Raw genomic sequence first — 14,385 nt, 5'->3', positions numbered from 1 at the left:
TCGGGAAGCTCGGCGGCCCGTTCGGTGGCCCAAATCGTATTGCTGGACAACAAGTTCGCGACGCTGCCTTATGTGGTCGGCGAAGGTCGGCGGGTGATCGGAAATATCGAGCGCGTTTCGAATCTGTTCCTCACCAAGACGGTGTACGCGGTCTTTCTGGCACTGCTGATCGGCATCGCTGGTGTGGCTGGCAAGATCTTCGGATTCGATTCGCTGAGCTACCCCTTCCAGCCGATCCACGTGACCATCTCCGCGTGGTTCACCATCGGGATACCCGCATTCGTGCTGTCGCTGGCACCGAATAACGAGCGGGCGCGGACGGGATTCGTTCGGCGCGTACTCACCCAGGCGGTACCCAACGGGCTGATCGTCGGTATCGCGACTTTCATCACCTATGTGATCGTCAATCCAGGTGGTGCGGGCAGGGCACTTGGGTCCGAGGATGCGGTGGCGATGACCGCAGACCAAACCCAGGCGTCGACGGCGACGTTGATGACACTGATCGCCGTCGCCGTGTATGTGCTCGCAGTTGTCGCTCGGCCGTACACCTGGTGGAAGGTGTTGCTACTCGCGGCGTCGGTCGGCGCGTACGTGATCATCTTCGCCTGGCCGTGGACCCAGGAGATGTTCAAGCTGGACTCGACCAATTGGACGATGAATGGTGTCGCCCTGATCAGCGCCGCGATAGCCATCGTCGCTGTTGAGATAACGTCGCGAGTGCTGCCCCGTGTAGTGCGAGTTTGAGGCCCCACGCCTTAGACTGGACGCCGGTGCGAAGGAACGGCCTTCGCTTGATGAAGGGGCCAGTGATGGATCTCAAAGGCTTGATCGATAAGGCGAAGTCGGCACTCAAGAGCAATCCGAGCCTGGTCGACAAGGGTGGCGACGCCATCGACAAGGTCACCAAAGGCAAGTATGCGGGTCAGGTCGACAAGGCGCAGGATGCGGTCAAGAAGGCTGTCGGTTCCGAGGAGAACAAGCCACCGCAGCAGTAATAGTCTGCTGACGGACATATCGCCGTCGTTTCGCGAGCCCTTCGGGCCACCGCGAGACGACGGTGTTTGTGTTTCCCGGGCCTAGCTTTGGTCACTTGTCTTCGGGTGCCGACGATAGGCCGACACCGTCGGATCGTCGGAAATCCAGAACCGCCACGGGCGGTCGGCAGCGTGTCGTACCCCAACGCGTGGGCCAGCGGTGATCTCGACCGGCGGCGTCTCGACGTCGCGGTCGAGGAAGATTGGCGTCGCGACTTTCAGGTCGGTGCCCAGGTCGGCGATGGTTATCCCGAGTGCCTTGGTGAAATTTCCCGGCCCCCGAGCGAGATAGTCGTCGGCTATTTCACCTCGGCGTTCACGCGCGAGTTCGATGCCGTTATCGATGCGGCCGGCCCGGATCAGTACGGCGGACGCCTGTTCGGTGGGTCCGGTCACGACGTTGGCGCAGTGGTGTCCATGTATGCGATAGACGTAGAGCCGCCACGGGCGGCCGTACATAATCTCGGATCGCGGTGTGCGGGTAAACGCATGCGACGCCGGATCGTCGATTCCGGCATAGGCTTCGACCTCGGTGATGATGGCGCTCACGCCGTGGCCGACGAGACGGGTACCCAACAGGGCGCGAGCATGGTCGATCACAGTATTGTCTGCGTTCATGGCAAAAACGAGCGACTCCATAGTTGTGGATATGTCCCCGGAAGATACCTGGAAATTCGCGTCGGACCTCTCCCGGTTCGAGGACTGGTTGGTCTTGCATGACGGCTGGCGCAGCGAATTGCCCGCTCCCGGCGACCTCAAGGCCGGCACCAAAGTGTCGTCGGTCATCAAGCTCAAGGGTGCGCGGGTGCGCTTCGATTGGGTTATCGAACATTTCGACGCACCGCGCGGCGTGCGATTCAAAGGTAGCGGGAAGGGTGGTGTTAAAGCCAAGATCGATCTGGCGATTGCGCCAACCGGCGAGGGATCGACTGTTACGTTCACCGTGGAACTCGGCGGGCTGCCGCTGATCGGTCCGGCCGGGAAGGCCGCCGCGATGGCGACCAAGGGCGACCTGCGAGAGTCGCTACGACGATTCCGGGAAACATTCGGCTGACCGGACGCTAGAGAAGTAGAGGCGACATGGGACGGCATACCTCCGATGACGACAGTGAACCGCAAGGCAATTGGCAGCCGACGACCGGAAGCCATCGGCTACCGGCGGACGAGCGCGGTGCACGTCACCCGGGGGCTGCCGGTCCATCGTCTCGTGGTCCGTCACCTGCCGGCGATCAACCGAACCCGGTAGATCCGGAGCCGACATCGCGTGCCGCGGCGTCGGGTCCGCGGGCAGCCAGTAAAACTCCGGCGGACGACAAGTTCGGATTCGACCATCGCGATACCGGGTCGTCGCGACGAGCCGGGCTTATCTGGGGTCTGGTGGCCTTATTCGTCGTCGCTGCGCTCGTCACTGGTCTCATCCTGTGGCGTACCGGTGTCGTCGGGGGCTGTGGTGATCGCACCGCGGTTTCGGTTGCGTCTGATCAGACTATGACCGGTGCTCTGAAAACATTGGCGCGCAAGGCATCTGACAATTCTTGTTACGACTTCACGGTCAGCACGCTGGCGGGAGCCGATGCGCCGGGACTGCTGACGCAGGGCGACAAGGCGCCCGACCTGTGGGTAGCGGACTCGCAAACTCAGGCACGGCGGGTCACTACCCAGGTGCGTCGCAATCTGGATCTGGTGAGCGAGTCGACCGCGAAGTCGCCGGTGGTCGTCGTCGGCAAACAGGTTCCCGCACTTGCGAGTTGGACCGACGTGATGAAACTTCCGGATCTGCGGATGGGGTCGCCGATCGACACGTCGACCGGCGACGCGCCGATCATCGGTGCATTGGCGGAGGTAAATGCCGGAAAATTGCAGCCCAAGCAGTTGACCGACGCGATGACTGTTCTTGCGGTGCAACAGAATAACGCGCGACTGGCCAACGACAACGAAGGAACCCGGCTCAATCTGGCCAATACGTCGAACACTCCGGTGGTTACCACCGAACAGCAGTTCCTGTTGTTCACCCGTACGCATCCGGGGTCGGAGTTGAAGCAGAAGGCGCCGTCCGATGGCACGGTGATGTTGGACTATCCGATGGTGAACACCGCGCCCGCTGCTCGGCACGACGATGCCGCGGAAGCCGGAAAAGTGTTGTCGGAGAACATAACTGCCAGCGATGGCCAAGACGTTCTGCACGAGGCGGGGTACCGCGGCGCCGACGGAGCCGCGTTGCCGAATAATTCCGGACTCGGCAACGTCGAATTGCTGAACCTCAAAGACCCGACGCAGGTAGACAAGGCACTGCGTCAGTGGCAGGTGCTCGGCGTGCCGATCCGGACGCTCGTCGTCGAAGACACGTCGGGGTCGATGGAACAGTCGGCCGGAACGGGTGATGGCACTCGCGCGGATCTGCTGTTGCAGGCGTCGCTGACCGGATTGAAGTTGTTCCCCAACAACACTCAGATCGGCGGCTGGGCCTTCTCCATCGACAGGGGTGGACAGGGGCAGGACTGGCAAGAGCTGGCGCCTATTCGTCGTCTCGACGCGCCGTCGTCTGGCGGCAAGACGCACCGCGACTTCCTCGCCGATGCCGTGCGCCGCGGGTTGAGCGACCTTGGCGGTGGCACGGGTCTGTACGACACCACGTTGGCTGCGTTCAAGAAGGTTCAGGACGATTACGACCCGAACTACTCCAACAGCGTCATCATCATGACCGACGGTGAGAACGAAGATCCCAACAGCATCAACCTCGACACCCTGTTGTCGGAGCTGAAGCGGCTGGAAGACCCCGCGCGTCCGGTGCTGATCCTGACCATCGGGATTTCCGACGACGCCGACACCGACTCCCTTAAGCAGATAGCCGAAACAACCGGCGGAACGTCGTATGTGGCGAAGACCGCCGATGACATCAAGACGGTCTTCGTGGACGCGATCGCGGCGCGGGTGGCGGCAGCGGGACGGTAGCGGCTGAAATCTGCGGTGCGGGCGCCAGCGAGGGAGTAGTGCCCTCGGCGACGTTGAGCTGGCAGGTTGGAGTCTGTGGTGTGATTGTCGGCGGGGGAGTATCTCCCTCGGCGACGCCGAAGCGGCAGTTTCCGCATCGCTCGGACCGGAAACTGCCGCTCAGTGGACGTCAGTCGGCTATTTCACTTCGGACCGCAGGATGCGCCAGATGCCCAATCCCAGCGGGAGCGCGATCCAAATCAGCGCGGAGACGACCAGTTTGGCCCACTCGCCGCCCGACGCCCAGTCGCTCGACTGGAACGGTGCGTTGGACTGCGTTGTGTCGATCCACTGACCCAGGTTGTCGTGGAACCAGGGCACCAGACCTCCGACGATGCCGAGCAGGGTCGGTAGTGCGAAGTAGGCGACGATTGCTCCGGGAGTGTTGAGGATCAGTGCGGCGAAACCGAATCCGAGGAGTAGTCCAAAGATCTGCAGCACAAAGGAATTCACCAGATTGGCGGCGGTGAATGTCCACGCGCCCGCTGGATCGCCGTAGGCGACTCCGGCGATTACATTGCCGATCGCACCGACGACGAGCGACAACGCGACCGCTCCGACGGCGGCGATCACGGCCGCGCCCAACTTGGCAAGCACGATCCGCTCGCGGCGAGGTTCCATCGTGAACGTTGTCAGCGCGGTCCGCTGACTCCATTCTCCGGTCACCAGCAGAATCGCCAGAATCGGCAGGATGAATGATGTCGGCAGGTTCATCATCCCGAAGAACTCGCTGTAGGTCAGCTTCTCCGGACTGTTCGCGTTGGCGATAAGCATCGCGACGACGACGATGCCGGTGATTACCCCGATCGAGGAGACGAGCCAGAACCCGGCGCGGGTGTCGACGAGTTTGCGCAGCTCCACTTTGATCAAGCGGCTCAACGGAATTGGCGTGGCCGACGTATTAATGGTCACGGGCGGTGCGACGGTGGTCATGAGGGGGCTCCTTGGAGGGCGGGCTGCTCGCGCTGGGTCTGCTGGGTGAGTTGGAGGAACATCTCCTCGAGGCGCGCGCCGTCACCGGGGCGCAGTTCGACGAGCGGGATGCGGGCGTCGAATGCGATTCGCCCGACGTCGGCAGGTGCGGCGTCGACGGTGAATCCACCCTCCGCGACCTGCTGTGCGCTGATTCCGGCGGCGTGCAGCGCCTGCCAGAGCGCGGCGTCATCGGCGGAGAGGACACGTGTTCCGGCGCCGGCGAGCAGTTCCTCTTTGGTGCCATGAGCGACGATATGTCCGTGTCCGATGACGACGATGTCGTCGGCGATGATTTCGATCTCGTGCAGCAGGTGCGACGACAGCAGGACGGTGCCGCCTCGATCGGCGTAGTTGCGCAAAAGTGAACGCATCCAATGGATTCCGGCTGGGTCGAGTCCGTTTGCCGGCTCGTCGAGGATGAGGATATGTGGGTCGCCGAGTAGTGCGTTGCCGATACCCAGGCGCTGTCGCATGCCGAGCGAGTAGTTGCGGACCCGACGTCCGGCCTCTTCCGAGGTAAGACTGACCATGTCGAGAATCTCGTCGACGCGGCTACGCGGAAGGCCCAGCGTCATCGCGGACAGGCGCAGGATCTCCTCGCCGGTACGTCCCGCGTGCTGTGCCGACGCGTCGAGCAGTACGCCGACTTGTGTTGCGGGATTGGGGATGTCGGCGTACCGGACGCCACCGAGCGTCGCGGTTCCCGACGTCTCCGGAGTGAGACCGGCGATGATCCGCATGGTCGTCGACTTTCCGGCACCGTTCGGTCCGAGGAAGCCGGTAACCTGACCGGGCTTGCAGGTAAAGCTGACGTCGTCGACGGCGGTGTAGTCGCCATAGCGTTTGGTGAGATGTTCGACTGTGATCATGGCTTCTATGCTCGCTGTCGGCGAGTGGCCGCCGCATCATGCGCCCGGCCAGAGTTGTTACCGACCAAAGTAGGGGGTGCGGGCAGCCGCGAGGCTGACGCAGCGGAGCCAGCGGTCGGTCTACGGTGAACTAGTGCGCCCCGAGGACTATCAACCACCGTTGAGCCGGTGGAGCACGCTCTGGCGATATGGCCTGATGGTGATGCTTTCGGTATTCGTGCTCGTGCCGCGGCTCGACTATCAACTCGAGCACGCGATGTGGTGGCTGATCGCCGATCTGATTCTCGGCGCCATCTCCTTTGTCGCCGTCTGGTGGCGTCGATCGCATCCGGTGGCGGTCGCCACCTTCACCAATATCGTCGGACTTGTTTCCGCGACGTCAGCCGGGCCGTCGACGCTGGCTTTGGTGTCGCTGTCAACTCGACGACGTTGGCGCGAGATTGTGCCGCAGGCGGTCCTCGCGTTCGTATGCGGCACGGTATCGTCTCGATATTTCGCCGACCCGGAGACAGAGACGAATACCTACGTCGATATCGGCGTCCTGGCTGTGGTCGTCGGCATGATGGTGGCCTGGGGAATGTATATCGGTTCCCGTCGGGAACTGTTGGCTAGCTGGCGATCTCGCGCGCAACTGGCCGAGGATGAGCAGAGTGCGAAGGTGGCGTCGGCCCGCGCGGCAGAACGTGCTCGGATTGCACGGGAAATGCACGACGTTCTCGCCCACCGGATTTCGACGGTGAATATGTATGCGGGAGCGCTCGCGTTTCGCGATGATCTTCCGCCGGAACAGGTTAGGGAGACGGCGACCGTGATCGCCGAGACATCGCACCTGGCCCTGGCTGAACTGCGGGAGGTTCTCGGCGTGCTGCGTGAAGGACCCGGAGACGCCGTTCCGGAGAGCCCACAGGCCGCGGCCACGGATATCGACGCGCTGATCGATGACAATCGAAATACCGGAATGCGCATCGAATATGCTGCGACAGTTGATTTTTCGACGATGCCGTCGAGCGTCGGTCGCACGTTGTACCGCTGTGTTCAGGAAGCTCTGACGAATGTTCGTAAGCATGCGCCCGCCGCCACGGCGCATGTGCGCATCACCGGTGATCAGGATTCCGGTATCGACCTGGAGGTAGTCAACGCGCTTCCGCTCGCGGCTACCGTGCCCGCCGCGCTCAAATCCGGATTCGGTCTGGTCGGATTGGCTGAGCGGGTGGAACTGAGCGGTGGTCGCGAGTCACATCGCAAGACCGCGGATAATCGCTTCGTACTGCGAGTGTGGTTACCGTGGCAGACATGATCGCGCGTTTGATGATTGTCGACGACGACCCGCTGGTGCGTTCGGGCTTGAAATTGCTGCTTGGCGGCGATGCTGAGCTGGACGTCGTCGCGGAGGCGGGTAGCGGACGTGAGGCCTTGGACAGCCATGCATCCGACCCCGTCGACCTATTGCTGATGGACCTGCGCATGCCGGTGATGGACGGCATCGAAGCGACTGCGATGCTAAAAGAATTGCCGTCGCCGCCCGCGGTAATCGTGCTAACCACCTTTGACGCCGACGATTATGTGGTGCGCGCGCTCGCCGTGGGTGCAGATGGCTTCTTGCTCAAGGACACTCCGCCCGCTGACATCGTCGCAGCGATCAAGAACGTGCTCGCCGGGCAGCCGGCGCTGAGCCCCACGGTCACCGCCGCGCTGATCAAACAGGTAATAGACGGCCACGGCGATGACCGGTCCGCCCTCGCGCAGGGGGCGGTGGAATCGTTGACCACCCGTGAACGCGACGTCGCGGTGTGTTTGGCGAAAGGGGCGTCGAATGCCGAGATCGGCGCCGAGTTATATATGAGCGTCGCGACGGTAAAAGCCCATATATCCCGGATTTTCACGAAGCTCGATGTGTCGAACCGCGTGCAAGTGGCCATCCTGATGCACGACGCCGGGCTGGCGTAGGCGCGAGACGCTCAGCGCCTAACCAACGACCGCGCGAAGAAGGTCAAATTCGCCGGCCGCTCGGACAGGCGTCGGAGGAAGTACCCGTACCACTCCTGGCCGTACGGCAGGTAAACCCTTACCCGCGAACCAGATTCGACCAGACGTCGCTGTTCGTCGGCTCGGATGCCGTAGAGCATCTGGTATTCCCACGACGCCGATGAACGACCAGCCTCCTTCGCGAGTGCGCGCGCCGCCGCGATCATCATCGGATCATGCGTGGCGATCATCGGATACCCATTGCCCCGCATGAGAATTCGCAAACATCGCTGGTAGGAGTTGTCGACCGACGCGGATTTGGAGAACGCCACTGACACGGGTTCGGCGTACGCGCCCTTGCACAACCGGACTCGTGCATCAATCAGCGTGCGGCAGTCTTCCTCGGTTCGACGCAGATACGCTTGCAGTACGGTTCCGACGTCGGGATAGTCCGACTGAAGCTCTCGCAGAATGTCCAACCGATCGTCGACGGTGCCAGATCCTTCCGCATCGAGTGTCACCAACACGCCCGCGTGATGCGCTGCGGCACAAATCGTTCGGGCATGTTCGGTGGCGATCTTGCGGCCGTGCTCGGGCAGCGCCAATCCGACAGCGGTGAGCTTGAGCGAGACTTCCAATCGGCCGATGCCTGTGGCACCAACCTCAGACATCGCGGTGATGAGCGCCAGGTACTCCCGCACGGTGTCGGCGGCTGCCTGCTCGTCAACGGTATCTTCGCCCAGGTAGTCGACGGTCACCGACAGTCCGCCTGCGAGTTCCCGCGTCAGAACCGGCAGCAGGGTCGCGCGATCCGACCCGGCGACGAACCGGTCCACGACTTTCGAGGTAAGCGAATTGTGTTGGGAGAAGGACTTTATCGCGTGACTATCGGCCGCCGCGTTGATCGCCGGACGCAGCAGTGAATCGAAGACCACACTCATTAGTCGGCCGCCATATGCGGGTAGGCCGACGACGTCGGCGGAACGAAGGTCTCTTTGATGGTGCGCGTGGTCGTCCAGCGTGCGAGATTGGCACGAGAGCCCGCCTTGTCATTGGTACCCGACGCACGTGATCCGCCGAACGGCTGTTGTCCGACCACCGCTCCGGTCGGCTTGTCATTGATGTAGAAGTTGCCGGCCGCGTATCGCAGCGCCGACATCGCGGCATCGATGGCGGCTTGCTCACGGGCGATCACCGCACCGGTCAGCGCGTAGGACGCCGTCGAATCCACCACCGGCAGAATGGAATCGTACTCGTCATCCTCGTAGACGTGGACCGAGAGGATGGGTGCGAAATACTCGGTCGCGAACGATTCGTCGTGCGGATCATCCGATAGCAGGACCGTCGGGCGGACGAAATAGCCGACCGAATCGTCGCAGCTACCACCGACCGCGACGGTCACCGACGGTGAACTCTTCGCCCGGTCGATGGCAGCGACGGCTTTGTTGAAGGCGCGCCGGTCGATCAGCGCGCCACCGAAATTCGACAGGTCTCGCACATCGCCGTAGCGGAGAGCATCGGTCTCGGCGAGAAAATCGTCGCCCATCCGCTGCCATAGCGATCGTGGCACATATGCCCTCGACGCCGCCGAGCATTTCTGTCCCTGATACTCAAAAGCGCCGCGTATCAAGGCTGTTCGCAGCACATCGGGGTCGGCCGAGGTGTGTGCGACGATGAAGTCCTTGCCGCCGGTCTCGCCCACGAGGCGAGGATAGGTCCGGTAGGTCGTCAGATTCCGGGCGACCTCTCGCCAGAGATGCTGGAAGGTCGGCGTCGATCCGGTGAAGTGAATGCCGGCCAGATTCTCGTCCGCCAGCACGACGTCGGATACGTCCCGACCGTCACCGTTGACCAAATTGATGACGCCCGGTGGGAGCCCGGCCTCGTGCAGGACCTTCATCGTGAGATGGGCCGAATATGCCTGTGTGGGTGAGGGTTTCCACACCACGGTGTTACCCATCAGCGCCGGAGCAGTCGGCAGATTTCCGGCAATCGCGGTGAAGTTGAATGGCGTGATCGCGTAGACGAACCCCTCGAGCGGACGGTGATCGAGACGGTTCCACACACCCGGCGACGACACCGGCTGCTCGGCCAGGATCTCGCGCGCGAACCCCACGTTGAAGCGCCAGAAATCGACCAGTTCGCATGGACTGTCAATCTCGGCCTGCTGCACCGTCTTTGACTGACCGAGCATCGTGGCCGCCGCGACCCGTTCGCGCCATGGACCGCTGAGCAAGTCGGCCGCACGTAAGAGCACAGCCGCGCGATCGTCGAAAGAGGTTGCGGCCCAATCCGGTGCGGCGGTCAATGCCGCGTCGACCGCCGCGCGGGCGTCAGCATGGGTGGCGTTGGTGATAGTGCCGAGCCTGTCTCCATATGCGTGCGGCTGCACGACGTCGACAATATCGCCGCTACCGGTTCGCTCGGCCCCGCCGATAATGTGCGGGAACTCGTGTTGGCTGTCCGATGCGGCATCGAGTTGGGAAATAATGGCCGACCGTTCCGGTGATCCGGGTGCGTAGGTGTGTACGGGCTCGTTGACCGCGCGCGGCGGTGAGGTGATCGCGTCCATATCTCCAGTGCATCGCCGGATGAAGATCAAGACTATGGTCGATCAGCTAAGAAATGGCGCTAACATTTGTCCAAATGGACAAACCTGGCAGCCCTGTATCCGGCCGCGGCGTGCGGCTGGGAGAACTGCTGTCCGCACTCGGCGACACGGTGACCGGCCCTTCAGTCCTGCCGGACTTCGATCCCATCGTGGCTTCGGTTGCGCTCATTGACGCCGACGATGTGCACTTCGGCCTAGGCCAATCGACTCGGAGCGCTGACGTCATGCTGTTCGTCGGTCTCGATGAGCAAGCTGTTGCCCGGTGGTTTCGGGCCGCGTCTGACGCTGGATCCCTTCCTGCGGCGGTGCTGACAAAGAATCCGCCCGCCGGGATGGTCGGTGACCTGGTGGGCGCGGGCATCGCGGTGATAGCAATGGATTCGCGCGCACGCTCGGAGCGGATCTACAACGTGATTAGTCAGGTGCTCGACGACGCCGTCGTCGGCGACGCTGGCCGGTCCGGCCGTGTCGAAGACCTGTTCACTCTCGCGGGCGAGGTGGCGCGTCAGACCGGCGGTTTGGTGAATATCGAGGACGAACGCGCGCACCTGCTTGCCTACAGTGCCGCCGATGAGCAGGCCGACGAGCTACGCCGACTCTCCATTTTGGGGCGAGAGGGGCCACCGGAGATGATGGCCTGGCTTCGACGGTGGGGTGTACTCGACGCTGTACGCAACTCGACCGATGTGATTGCGGTACAAGCACATCCAGACCTCGGCCTGCGAGCTAGACTCGCCATGCCGATTCGGTCGGGTAGTGATGGCGAGTTCTACGGCACCATCTGGTTACAGCGGGCCGGGCGGGATTGGTCGCCCGACGTCGAACAGATTCTGCGCGGCGCGGCGGCTCTGGCGGGCCGTGTGATCGCCCGACGCCGAGCTGCGGGGTCTGCACACGACGATCTCGTTCGCCGATTGCTCGGGGCATTTGGGCCAGATGTCGACGTCGAGTACCTCGCGGGCGAATTTCATCTGCCGGTCGCCGTGGAAGTAGTGGTGGTCGCGTTCGGCGGAATCGCCGGCGAATCCGCCGGAGACGCAACTACTTTCACATCGTCGGAATTATCCGCGCTGACCTTGCACGCGAGTGCTGTTGCCCAGCAGTCGGTTACCGTGACGATCGGCTCTCGGGTGTACACAGTTCTGCCGGCAGATGGTTTGGCGGCCAAGGATATTCACCTATGGGCGCGCAGAGCCGTTGCCGCAGCGGCGCGGCTGTTCGGTCGACGGATTCGAGCAGTAATCGCCGGACCTGCGCCGGGGCTAGCGGGCGTCGCCGACCTGCGGGCGCAAGCCGACCGCGTTCTCAACGCGGCTACTCGTGAAGGTCATCTGATCCACGACGTCACCACGGTCGAAGCATCGCAAACCGGTATGTTGCTTGGCGAGATTGTCGGGCAGCTGGCCGCGCATCCGGAACTTGTCGACTCGCGAGTACGGGCAATCGCGGCGTCGGACGGCCAAACTGGCGGTCAACTGATCGCGAGCCTGAGCGCCTATCTCGATCACTTCGGTGATATCCGAAAAGCCGCGCAGGACTTGGGTATCCATCCCAACACGCTGCGCTACCGGATTCGGCGGATCAGTGAGGTGTCGGGCATCGACCTGAGCGACCCGGCGACCCGGCTCGTCGTCGCGCTGTCAGTGCGGGCCTTATGACCGTCGGCTGGCCGCTCGACGGTAGCGTCAGCACTACCACCGAGATTCGACGTCGCACCAGTGCATATGGCGTCGAGCCCCCATAGCGTCGAAGGCATGGCAACTTCCACGATGACCGCAGTCCCATCAGCACTCCCGTCCGCGTCGGCGCCGCGCCGCGCGTCGCCGTGGCAGATCATCGGCGGGACCCCGCGTCGATTCCTGACATCTTCCGATCCCTGGCGCGGCCTCGCGTACGTCGCGGTGACCGTGGTGGCCGGCTGGTTGTTGTTCTTCGCATATGTGGTGATCATTCTGCTGCCGCTCGCACCAGCCTGGTCGTATCTGCTGGGCAAGATCGAGCGCCAGCGGGTGGCGTTGTTGCGGGTGCCTCCGATCGGCGATCCGCATCGTCCACTAACCGGTTCGGTCACCGAACGGGCCGGCGCACGGCTCGGAGAGGCCGCTACGTGGCGAGAAGTCGCGTACTCGGTGGTACTGGCGGCGTTCGCGCCGATCGCCAGTCTGGGGCTGATTATCTATGGCGCCTTCTTTGGCGCGCTGCTGTTTTCGCCGTTCATAGCCCGCAGTGGTGAACCGATAAACATGGGACCGTGGGTCGTCGACTCGGTAGCCGAGTCGCTGTTGCTGGTATTGATCGCGATTCCGATTGGGGTTGTGGGACTGTACCTATGCGGTGCGGTGTCGGCCGCGTTCGCGTCGTTGGCCAGCGGGTTGCTGGGGCCACGTGAAGAAGAACTCGCCGCGCTGGTATCCAGTCTGCAGTCGTCTCGCGGTGTGTTGGTGACGTCCTTCGAGGGTGAGCGTCGGCGCATCGAGCGTGACCTGCACGATGGCCCGCAACAGGATCTGGTCGGAGCGTCGATGCAGTTGGGCGAGCTGGCACAGGCGACTGACGACACGCAGGTCCGTGCCGACATAGAAGCCGCGCAAACGAGAGTGGAGCGAGCTCTGTCTGGTCTTCGGGACACCGTTCGCGGCGTCTATCCGCAGGTGCTCGATGACTTTGGCATTGAAGCGGCCTGTGCCGAACTCGGTGGTCCCATCGCGGTGCGCATCCTCCCGAAGGCAGGATGGCCGTCGGGCCGACGGTTACCCGCCGACGTCGAACGTGGAATGTATTACACCGCAAGCGAAGCCGTCACCAATGCCGGCAAACACGGTCGGGCGTCCACGGTGATCATCGAATTCGACACCGCCGCGTCCGAGCTTGGGGAAGAGATCACGATGATCGTTACCGATGACGGTGTGGGCGGGGCCGACGTCGAGCGGGGGACCGGGCTGGCGGGTCTGATGGAACGTGCCGACGCACTCGGTGCGACGCTGACGTTGGCGAGTCCCGACGGTGGTCCGACGGTCTTGCGGTGGGCGAAGACTCTTTGAGTCGCCTGGGTGATCCGGCGCTCGGAGGTCTGCGATATGCCATGATCGGATGGATCGAAGGGAGTTCTCACCAGTGGGTGCGCGGATAGTCGTCGCGGAGGACTCGGTGCTTTTGGCCGAGGGGCTGGTTCGCATACTCCAGCGAGCGGGCCACGACGTGATCGCGACCGTCGCCGATGCGCATGCGTTGCGCGCCATCGATATTGGTGACGTCGACCTGGTGATTACCGACGTGCGGATGCCGCCGGGAGACGGTGATGACGGACTCCGCGCGGCTGTCGAGCTTCGGGAGCGACGACCGGGTCTGCCGGTCCTCGTGCTTTCCCAATACGTGGCCGCCGCCTACGCGCGCCGATTGCTTGACGCGACGTCGGGGTCTAGCGGGTCGGTGGGGTATCTGCTGAAGGAACGGGTAGGCCGGGTCGACGACTTTCTGCGAGCGGTCGACACGGTCTGCGCGGGCGGTGTGATCATCGACCCGGAGGTTATCGCAAAGATGTTCTCGCCCAGTGTGATTGATCGACTGACGCCGCGTGAATCCGAGGTGCTCCAGTTGATGGCCAAGGGGGCCAGTAACTCCGAAATCGCTGCCACGCTGGTGGTTTCCGACGCCGCGGTGGCCAAACACGTCGCCAACATCTTCGTCAAACTCGACCTGCCGCCGGAGTCGGAGAATCGTCGGGTGCGGGCGATCTTGATGTATTTGGCGCATGGTTGAGGTGGTGCCTAGTTGCCAATTCGGATTGAGTTCGAGCCGGATGCATCTACGCACTTCAGGTACGAGTCGGCGTGGCTGCGCCCGTCGACGTAGGGCCAGTTGCAGTCCCATCCCCGTACAGTCATGAACTGTCCCTGTCCCGCGGGCTTCCCGGCTTTGATGCCGGCCAGGTAGTCGCGAG

General features: G+C 63.0%; 14 protein-coding genes. 9 read left to right on the top strand and 5 right to left on the bottom strand.

Annotation, left to right across the window (positions count from 1 at the left end; genetic code table 11):
- A partial coding sequence (locus GOEFS_RS06845; protein WP_007317167.1) for a cation transporting ATPase C-terminal domain-containing protein occupies window positions 1-744 on the top strand: 744 nt, incomplete at its 5' end.
- Window positions 745-809: 65 nt separating this feature from the next.
- Window positions 810-995 (top strand): antitoxin, encoded by a 186-nt coding sequence (locus GOEFS_RS06840; RefSeq protein ID WP_007317166.1) that lies wholly within the window; start codon window positions 810-812, stop codon window positions 993-995.
- An 81-nt stretch (window positions 996-1,076) separates the two neighbouring features.
- Here GOEFS_RS06840 and GOEFS_RS06835 read toward each other — a convergent pair whose 3' ends face one another.
- Entirely contained in the window at window positions 1,077-1,673 is a 597-nt protein-coding gene (locus GOEFS_RS06835; protein WP_007317165.1) for a DNA-3-methyladenine glycosylase, read from the bottom strand.
- Between GOEFS_RS06835 and GOEFS_RS06830 the strand changes: the two genes are divergently transcribed.
- Window positions 1,651-2,088 (top strand): type II toxin-antitoxin system Rv0910 family toxin, encoded by a 438-nt coding sequence (locus GOEFS_RS06830; RefSeq protein ID WP_040524646.1) that lies wholly within the window; start codon window positions 1,651-1,653, stop codon window positions 2,086-2,088. The genes GOEFS_RS06835 and GOEFS_RS06830 overlap by 23 nt on opposite strands.
- Window positions 2,089-2,114: 26 nt before the next feature.
- Window positions 2,115-3,986: a VWA domain-containing protein gene (locus tag GOEFS_RS06825; RefSeq protein ID WP_007317163.1), complete on the top strand. Its 1,872-nt coding sequence runs from the start codon at window positions 2,115-2,117 to the stop codon at window positions 3,984-3,986.
- A gap of 177 nt (window positions 3,987-4,163) precedes the next feature.
- Here GOEFS_RS06825 and GOEFS_RS06820 read toward each other — a convergent pair whose 3' ends face one another.
- Window positions 4,164-4,958, bottom strand: a complete 795-nt coding sequence (locus GOEFS_RS06820) for an ABC transporter permease (protein WP_007317162.1) — start codon at window positions 4,956-4,958, stop codon at window positions 4,164-4,166.
- Window positions 4,955-5,869, bottom strand: a complete 915-nt coding sequence (locus GOEFS_RS06815) for an ABC transporter ATP-binding protein (protein WP_007317161.1) — start codon at window positions 5,867-5,869, stop codon at window positions 4,955-4,957. Before GOEFS_RS06815 ends, GOEFS_RS06820 begins: the two co-directional genes overlap by 4 nt.
- Before the next feature lie 133 nt (window positions 5,870-6,002).
- Between GOEFS_RS06815 and GOEFS_RS06810 the strand changes: the two genes are divergently transcribed.
- Window positions 6,003-7,166, top strand: coding sequence for a sensor histidine kinase (locus GOEFS_RS06810; protein ID WP_040524662.1), 1,164 nt, complete (start codon window positions 6,003-6,005; stop codon window positions 7,164-7,166).
- Complete coding sequence (locus GOEFS_RS06805; protein ID WP_007317159.1) at window positions 7,163-7,816, top strand: response regulator; 654 nt, start codon at window positions 7,163-7,165, stop codon at window positions 7,814-7,816. Before GOEFS_RS06810 ends, GOEFS_RS06805 begins: the two co-directional genes overlap by 4 nt.
- A gap of 11 nt (window positions 7,817-7,827) precedes the next feature.
- Here the strand turns inward: GOEFS_RS06805 and GOEFS_RS06800 are convergent, their stop codons facing one another.
- Together GOEFS_RS06800 and pruA are read right to left on the bottom strand one after the other, a co-directional pair.
- On the bottom strand, window positions 7,828-8,775 hold the full coding sequence (locus tag GOEFS_RS06800) for a proline dehydrogenase family protein (protein WP_007317158.1): 948 nt from the start codon (window positions 8,773-8,775) through the stop codon (window positions 7,828-7,830).
- Window positions 8,775-10,406, bottom strand: a complete 1,632-nt coding sequence (gene pruA / locus GOEFS_RS06795; RefSeq protein ID WP_007317157.1) for an L-glutamate gamma-semialdehyde dehydrogenase — start codon at window positions 10,404-10,406, stop codon at window positions 8,775-8,777. The genes GOEFS_RS06800 and pruA overlap by 1 nt, the downstream gene beginning before the upstream one ends.
- A 74-nt stretch (window positions 10,407-10,480) precedes the next feature.
- Between pruA and GOEFS_RS06790 the strand changes: the two genes are divergently transcribed.
- From GOEFS_RS06790 to GOEFS_RS06780, 3 genes are all read left to right on the top strand, one after another.
- A complete protein-coding gene (locus tag GOEFS_RS06790; RefSeq protein ID WP_040524644.1) occupies window positions 10,481-12,103 on the top strand; it encodes a PucR family transcriptional regulator in 1,623 nt (540 codons plus the stop codon).
- Window positions 12,104-12,199: 96 nt separating this feature from the next.
- A complete protein-coding gene (locus tag GOEFS_RS06785; protein ID WP_245549781.1) occupies window positions 12,200-13,486 on the top strand; it encodes a sensor histidine kinase in 1,287 nt (428 codons plus the stop codon).
- Window positions 13,487-13,559: 73 nt separating this feature from the next.
- The gene (locus GOEFS_RS06780; RefSeq protein ID WP_007317154.1) at window positions 13,560-14,204 is read left to right on the top strand and encodes a response regulator; all 645 of its coding nucleotides are present in this window, start codon (window positions 13,560-13,562) and stop codon (window positions 14,202-14,204) included.
- Window positions 14,205-14,385 lie beyond the last annotated feature (181 nt).

The organism is Gordonia effusa NBRC 100432 (assembly GCF_000241305.1).
In the GTDB taxonomy this organism is placed as follows: domain Bacteria; phylum Actinomycetota; class Actinomycetes; order Mycobacteriales; family Mycobacteriaceae; genus Gordonia; species Gordonia effusa.
Note: the sequence above shows the minus strand (reverse complement) of the source record. Positions and strands in the feature narration are given on the sequence as shown.